The organism is Propionivibrio dicarboxylicus (assembly GCF_900099695.1).
GTDB lineage: Bacteria > Pseudomonadota > Gammaproteobacteria > Burkholderiales > Rhodocyclaceae > Propionivibrio > Propionivibrio dicarboxylicus.
On record NZ_FNCY01000027.1, the window covers coordinates 39,687 to 47,083 of the forward strand.

Below are 7,397 nucleotides of genomic sequence, written 5' to 3' on the forward strand. Positions count from 1 at the left end.
CCAAGGGAGACTTTCATGACGCAACTTCGCATTCCCGCCGTCTATATGCGCGGCGGTACCAGTAAAGGGGTTTTCTTTCTCGCCAGCGATCTGCCTGCCGATCCGGGGAAACGCGACCGCATCCTGCTGCGCGTGATCGGCAGTCCCGACCCGTATGGCAAGCACATCGACGGCATGGGCGGTGCGACATCGAGCACGAGCAAGGTGGTGCTGATCGGAAAATCGCAACGGCCCGATTGCGATGTCGACTATCTCTACGGCGGACTGGCCGTCGATAAGGATGCCGTCGACTGGAGCGGCAATTGCGGCAATCTCACCGCCGCCGTCGGTCCCTACGCCATCAGCATGGGCCTGGTTGCCGCGCCGGCCGACGGCTGGGCGACGGTGCGCATCTGGCAGGCGAATATCGGCAAGAAGATCATCGCGCAGGTGCCGATGCGCGGTGGCGAGGTTCAGGAAGAGGGCGACTTCGAGCTCGATGGCGTCACCTTCCCGGCGGCCGAAATCAAGCTGGCGTTCCTCGATCCCGGCGCTGATGAAGGCGAGGGTGCCGGCGGCGCGATGCTGCCGACCGGACGGGTCTGCGATTGGCTCGACGTGCCGGGGATCGGCCGCATCGAGGCGACGCTGATCAATGCCGGGCTGCCGACGATCTTCGTTGCTGCCGAGAGTATCGGTTTCAAGGGCACGGAATTGCAGCCCGACATCAATCCGCATCCGGAGGTGCTGGCGCGCATCGAGACGATCCGCCGCGCCGGCGCCGTCGCCATGGGGCTTGCAGCGACGCCGGAGGAGGCCGGGAAAACGGCGCATACGCCGAAGCTCTCGTTCGTTGCGCCGCCTCAGACCTACACCGCGTCGGACGGGCGGCGTGTCCGGGCGGAAGATATCGATCTTCTGGCGCGGGTGTTCTCGATGGGACCATTGCATCACGCGATGACCGGCACCGGCGCGGTCGCGATTGCTTCGGCAGTGGCCGTGGCGGGAACGATTCCGAACCGGTTGGCGCGGCGTTCGGCCGATGGGCGCGTGCGCTTCGGGCATCCGTCGGGCACGCTGTCGGTGGGCGCCGAGGCGCGCGAGGAGGGCGGCGCCTGGGTGGTTACCAAGGCGATGATGAGCCGCTCGGCGCGTCGCCTGATGGAAGGCTGGGTCCGGGTCCCGAATCCGGATCGGTAATGGAAAACGGGCGGCTATCGCCGCCCGTTGTGTCGACCGACGCGGTCAGCCAGTGCTTAATACGCGGTCAAACCGCCATCGACCGGCAGGGCGACGCCGTTGAGGAAGGCCGCTTCGTCCGAAGCGAGATAGAGCGCGGCGTTGGCGACGTCGCGCTCGGTGGCCAGGCGGCCGAGCGGGACTTCACCGAGACGCTCCTCTTTCTTGCTCGGGTCCTGGAACAGGATCTGGACGAGCGGCGTATCGACGGTGCTCGGATGGATCGAGTTGCAGCGGATATTGTCCTTGGCATAGCGCACGCCAACCGTCTTGGTCAGCAGCGTGACGGCGCCCTTGGTCACCGTGTAGGCCTCGGTCGTGTACTTGTGACCGACCAGCCCGCAGATCGACGACATGTTGATGATCGATCCGCCGCCGCCTTTTCGCATCAGCGGAATCGCATGCTTGATGCCGAGGAACGGCCCCTTGACGTTGATCGCCAGCATCTTGTCGAAATTGCCTTCGGCCATCTCTTCGATCGGTTCGCGGATGTTGATGCCGGCGTTGTTGACGAGGATGTCGAGTCGACCGAAACGTTCGGCCACCGCCGCCATCGCTGCCTTCCAGTCGGCTTCGCAAGCGACGTCGAGGCGCTGGAAAAACGCTCCGCCGCCGAGCGTCGCCGCCGTCGCTTCGCCAATCTCGGCGTTGAGGTCGCAGATGACGACACGCGCGCCTTCTTCGGCAAAGCGCCGGGCGATGGCAGCGCCCAATCCCTGGGCGCCACCGGTGATCAGCGCGGTCTTGTGCTGGAGTCTCATGGTGTGCGATCCCTTATTTGCGGACCTCGACCTTCGCCAGCTTCTCGTAGAAGCGGACGATGGCGCTGTGGTCGCAGGCGCCCATGTCGTCGCACTTGAGGGCCTGCAGCGTCTCCATGACGTTGGCCGTCAGTGGCGTCGCGACGTTGAGCGCGTGCGCCGTGTCGAGGGCGTTCTGCAGATCCTTGATGTGCAATTCGATGCGGAAGCCGGGCTTGAAGTTGCCGTCGAGCATCATCGGCACCTTGGCATTCATGACCGTCGAACCGGCGAGGCCACCCTTGATGGCATTGAAGACGGCTTCCGGATTGACGCCGGCCTTGGTCGCCAGCACGAAGGCTTCGGAGACGGCGGCGATGTTGAGGGCGACGACGATCTGGTTGGCGAGCTTGGTGACATTGCCGGCGCCGATGTCGCCGACGCGCACGACCGACGCGCCCATCTTGTCGAGCAGAGGCTTGACCGTTTCGAACGCTGCCGCGTCGCCGCCGACCATGATCGCCAGCGTGCCGTCGATCGCCTTCGGTTCGCCGCCGGAGACCGGTGCGTCGATCATTACGACCCCCTTGGCCTGGCAGGCCGCACAGATTTCCTGCGAGGCGGCCGGGGCGATCGAGCTCATGTCGACGAGGATCGTGCCGGGCTTGGCGCCGTCGAGCACGCCGTCGGCGCCCATAACGGCGTCTTTGACGTGCGGCGAGTTCGGCAGCATCGTGACAATCACGTCGCTCTGCGCGGCGACCGCCTTGTTCGACGGTGCAGCGGTGGCGCCGAGCGCGACGAGGTCGTCGGTGGGGGCGAATTTGTCATAGACGGTGAGCGTGTAGCCGGCCTTGATCAGGTTCTTCGCCATTGGGCGTCCCATGATGCCCAGGCCGATAAATCCGATTTTCATATGCTGTTCCCCTTAACGTCCGAGTGCGTTGCGCGCGGCTTGCGCGATATGTTTTTCAGTGAGGCCGAAGTGTTCGAGCAATTCGCCGTAGCTGTGGGCCGAGGTGCCGAAGACGTCGTCGATGCCGACGTGGGCGAAAGGCAGATTCACTTCGCCGAAGATCTTGGCAGCGATGGTGCTGCCGAGACCACCGATCTTGGTCGCCTCTTCGGCGACGACGATCGCTTTCTTGCCGGCGACATACTTGAGGATCTCTTTCTTGCACAGCGGCTTGAGCGTGCTGACGTTGATGACTTCGACCGAGATGCCTTCCGCCTTCAGCAGTTCAGCAGCCTCGACCGATTTCCACACCATCGCTCCGGTGGCGAAGATGACGACGTCACTGCCTTCGACAATGCGCTGCATCTTGCCGATTTCATAGGGGATACCGTCGTCGGCGGTGAACACCGGCAGGTCGTTGCGGTTGATGCGGATGTAGACCGGTCCCTGATGCGTCAGCATCGCCTTGACCATCTTGCGCGTCTCGACCGCGTCGCAGGGATTCAAGACTGTCAGGTTCGGGATCGTGCTCATTACATTGGCATCTTCGATCGACTGGTGCGTCTTGCCGTCGCCGAAGTCGGAGAGGCCGCAGCTCGAACCGCAGATGCGTACATTCGCCTGAGGAATGGCGATGCCGCAGCGGATCTGGTCGTAGGCACGGCCGAAGGCGAAGACGGCGAAGGTGCTGTAGAACGGGATCTTGCCGGCAAGCGCGAGGCCGGCCGCGGTCGAGGCCATGTTCTGCTCGGCGATGCCCATCTCGAAATAGCGCTCGGGGAAGGCGTCCTTGAACAGGCAGGACATCGTCGATTTTCCGAGGTCGGCTTCGAGCACGACAATGTCGGGATTCTGCCGGCCCTCTTCGACGAGAGCCTCACCGTAGGCGATGCGCAGGCTTTTCTTTTCCATGGTCAGATGTTCTCCAGTTGGGCCGCAAGTTCCTGCTTCGCCGCGTCGAACTTGGCCGCATCGAAAATTCCGTTGTGATAGGTCGCGACATTCTCGGCAAACGAGACGCCCTTGCCCTTGATGGTGTCGAGGATGATCAACGTCGGCTTGCCCTTGACCGTTTGCGCCTGATCGATGGCGGCGATGATCTTGCCGATGTCGTGGCCGTCGGTGACGATGACTTCCCAGCCGAAGGCCCGCCATTTCTGGTCGAGATCGGGAATGTTGAAGATGTCCTCGGTGCGCCCGGTGGCCTGGATCTTGTTCCAGTCGAGGAAGGCCGTCAGGTTGTCGACCTTGAAGTTGGCGGCGGCCATCGCGGCTTCCCAGAGCTGTCCCTCGGACTGCTCGCCGTCGCCCATGATGACGTAGACGCGGTTGGCCTTGCGGTCGAGGCGGAAGGCGAGCGCCATGCCGACACCGATCGACAGGCCCTGACCGAGCGAGCCGGTGACCGCTTCGATGCCGGGGATGCTGAGGTCGGGGTGCCCTTGCAGCAGCCCGTTGAGTTCCTTGACGCGCTTGAGTTCTTCGCGCGGGACGTAACCGACTTCGCAGAGCGCGGCGTACTGGATCAACGCCGCGTGGCCCTTCGACAGCAACAGGCGGTCGCGGTCGGGATGGCGCGGATTGGTCGGGTCGAGCTTCATTGAATGGAAATAGAGGACGGCCATCGCCTCGGCCAGCGAGCTCGATCCGCCCCAGTGCCCGGCAACGCCGACACCGATCATATCCAGCACGTTGTAGCGGAGTTGCTGCGCCTTGCGCTTTAGCTCCTTGACTGTGGTTTCGTCTGCCACGGGCTTCTCCTTGGTTGTCATGAGTGAATGCATTGGAGGGCGCCGGCGCTTGCTTCTTCTGCCTGGATTCGGCCGGCGCGCCTTACTTGTAACTTGTGATACATGTTATTAGGGCATAAAGGGTTCGGGCTGTCAAGCGAATCACCGGTGTGTGGGATCGGGACTTTTTTGCGAGAACGGTGGCAAAACCTGGGTGACTGCGCGGCCCGGAATCAGGGGCGGGCGGTACCGAGCGTTTTTTCCAGCGGTCGTTTGGTCTTGTGGAGAATGCCCTGAATCGTCTCTTCGATGTGGTCTTCCATCAGTTTCTCGCACAGTGCCTTGTCGCCGGTCTTGAGCGCATCGATCAGTTGACGGTGATAGCGCAGGCCCATTTCGGTGCCGAGCAGGCCGACGATGTCGACCATGGCCGACGAGAGAATCACGTTGATGAGTTCGTAGACTTTGACGATCAGCGGATTCTGCGAGATTTGTGCGAGGCGGTAATGGAACTGGTGATCGGCCGCCGCTTGCTGGACGCAGTCCTGTGTCGTCGAGAGTTCGATCATGCGGGTGTAGGTATCTTCGAGACACGCGAGGTCGTGATCCGTGATCTTGGAAACGACGAGGCCGATGGTGCCCTTTTCGATGATCTTCCGATATTCGAGGACGGTGATGATATCCTGGTTTTCGCTGATCTGGATCAGCGGGTGCAGGGTGTCCATGGCGTTGATCGTCGAGAAGTCGCGGACGAAGTTGCCGCCGCCGTGCTGCGTTTCGACGAGGCCAAGGATCTCGAGTTGCTGGATGGCAGCCCGGACCGTGACGCGACTGACGCCGAAGGTTTCGCAGAGATCGCTCTCCGACGGGAGTTTTTCCCCTGCTTTCCAGACGCCGGCCATCAGTTGCGATTTCAACTGCATGTAGACCTGCGAGCGGAGCGACTCGGTCTTGATCTTCTTCAGTTTTGGCACGATACAGACCTGTTCGTTAATTCGGCGGACGTCACGGTGAAAGTGGAAGCGTGGCGCTGGAGGCCGTATTTTATACGATTGGGACGATCGTCGCCGGCAGGACGGTCCGTTCGGCGGCCGCTGGGAAAACACGCACCTGGCACGAGGAGGCGCCAGGCGCGTGTTTGCATCGCCCGGATGCTTACTTCGCGTCGCGAATCGCGTCGATCGCCTTGATGTATTCCTCACCGCCGTACTTCGACGTGAACATCTGGCGTACCGGCTTCGAAGCCTCGAAGAAGGGCTGCGGATCGACCTTCTCGATGACCTGCAGACCGGCCTTCTTGACCTCGGCGATGATCTTGGCGACGTTGTCGTTATTCAGCTTGCGCTGATAGTTTCCGGCTTCCTGCGCCGCTTCGATGACCGCTTTCTGTTGCGCCGGGGTGAGCGACTCGAACTTCTGCTTGTTCATCGCCACCAGCAATGCGCTGTAGGCGTGATTGGTCAGCGACAGATACTTCTGCACTTCGTAGAACTTGCCCGAGTAGAGCAGGCCGAGCGACTGTTCCTGCGCGTCGACGGTCTTCATCTCCAGCGCCGTGTAGAGTTCGCCGATGGGCATCGGAACGGGGTTGGCGCCGAGCAGCTTCCAGGTTTCATTGTGCGCCGGGCTGCCGTTGGTGCGGACCTTGAGACCCTTGACGTCGGCCGGCGAATTGACCGGGCCGCGCGAATTGGTCAGCTCACGCCAGCCGGTATCCCAATAGGCGAGGCCCTTGAGATTGAACTCGGCGAGCTTGTCCATGATGTCCTGGCCGACCTTGCCGTCGAGCGTTCGGTAGGCGTGTGCCGTGTCCTTGAAGATGAACGGGATATCGAAGACGCCGAGCAACGGGACGATTCCGGTGTAATTGGAAGAACCGGAAATGACGATGTCAATGGATCCGCCGCGGGCGCTGGAAATGGCGGCCTGGGCGTGGCCGAGTGCGCTGTCGGAAAAGACTTTGACTTCCATCGCGCCGCCGGTCTTGGCCTTGAGCAGTTCGTTCATCTTTTCGCCGCCGGCGGTTTGCGGGTCGCTGCGAGCGGCTTCCGAGGCGAAACGCAAGACCATCTGGGCTTGGGCGCTGCCGATCGTCGTGACGAGCAGACCGACCGCGGCAAGCGATGCGAGTAAGGCATTTTTAAGCTTCATGGGGCTCCTCCTGTAACGTGTAATGATTGGTGTGCGACAACTTCTATTTGGCTGTGCGTCTTTTACTGCGAGGTACTTGAACTACTGAAAACTGCTGCATGACAACGGCCTTGTTGGGCGCAATGACATTGCGCTGAGGCTTCTTTTAGTAGAACCACCGTGCCGGTACCGTCACCAGTTGTGGGAACGCCACCAGCAGGAACATCACCAGCGTCTCCGCTACCAGGAACGGGAACATCCCCTTGATCACCGTATCCAGATTCACCCGCGCAACGCTCGAGACCACGTTCAGCACCGTTCCCACCGGCGGCGTGATCAGCCCGATCGCGTTGTTCATCATGAACATGATCCCGAAGTAGTACGGGTCGATCCCCGCCGCCTTCACCAACGGCATCAGCACCGGCGTCAGAATCAGCACCGTCGGCGCCAGGTCCAGCGCCGTCCCCACCGCAAAGACCAGAATCATCAGAATGATCATCAGCAGCAGACGGTTGTCCATGAACGGCGCCATCATCTCCGTCACTTGCGCCGGAATGTCCGCGATCGTGATCAGCCACGCCGACACCATCGACGCCGCCACGATCAGCATGATCGAACTCGCCG

The 7,397-nt window shown here is 61.8% G+C and carries 8 protein-coding genes; 1 reads left to right on the plus strand and 7 read right to left on the minus strand.

The features are described from left to right. The first annotated feature begins 15 nt into the window (after positions 1-15). Entirely contained in the window at positions 16-1,179 is a 1,164-nt protein-coding gene (prpF, locus tag BLR25_RS19900; RefSeq protein ID WP_091940410.1) for a 2-methylaconitate cis-trans isomerase PrpF, read from the plus strand. 56 nt (positions 1,180-1,235) lie between these two features. On the opposite strand, the gene BLR25_RS19905 is transcribed toward prpF, so the two are convergent. The 7 genes from BLR25_RS19905 to BLR25_RS19935 all read right to left on the minus strand — a co-directional run. Then, positions 1,236-1,979, minus strand: coding sequence for an SDR family NAD(P)-dependent oxidoreductase (locus BLR25_RS19905; protein ID WP_091940412.1), 744 nt, complete (start codon positions 1,977-1,979; stop codon positions 1,236-1,238). Positions 1,980-1,992: 13 nt separating this feature from the next. Then, a complete protein-coding gene (garR, locus tag BLR25_RS19910; protein ID WP_091940414.1) occupies positions 1,993-2,874 on the minus strand; it encodes a 2-hydroxy-3-oxopropionate reductase in 882 nt (293 codons plus the stop codon). 12 nt (positions 2,875-2,886) lie between these two features. Then, on the minus strand, positions 2,887-3,825 hold the full coding sequence (locus BLR25_RS19915) for a transketolase family protein (protein WP_091940416.1): 939 nt from the start codon (positions 3,823-3,825) through the stop codon (positions 2,887-2,889). A gap of 2 nt (positions 3,826-3,827) precedes the next feature. Beyond that, positions 3,828-4,664 carry a transketolase gene (locus BLR25_RS19920; protein WP_218122828.1) on the minus strand — a complete coding sequence of 279 codons (837 nt, stop codon included), beginning with the start codon at positions 4,662-4,664 and terminating at the stop codon, positions 3,828-3,830. A gap of 212 nt (positions 4,665-4,876) precedes the next feature. Beyond that, a complete protein-coding gene (locus tag BLR25_RS19925) occupies positions 4,877-5,617 on the minus strand; it encodes a FadR/GntR family transcriptional regulator (RefSeq protein WP_091940418.1) in 741 nt (246 codons plus the stop codon). A gap of 181 nt (positions 5,618-5,798) precedes the next feature. Next, positions 5,799-6,794 (minus strand): TRAP transporter substrate-binding protein, encoded by a 996-nt coding sequence (locus BLR25_RS19930; protein WP_091940420.1) that lies wholly within the window; start codon positions 6,792-6,794, stop codon positions 5,799-5,801. Between the two features lie 145 nt (positions 6,795-6,939). Next, positions 6,940-7,397 (minus strand): TRAP transporter large permease subunit (locus BLR25_RS19935; protein ID WP_143009940.1); only part of this gene is annotated, 458 nt, incomplete at its 5' end.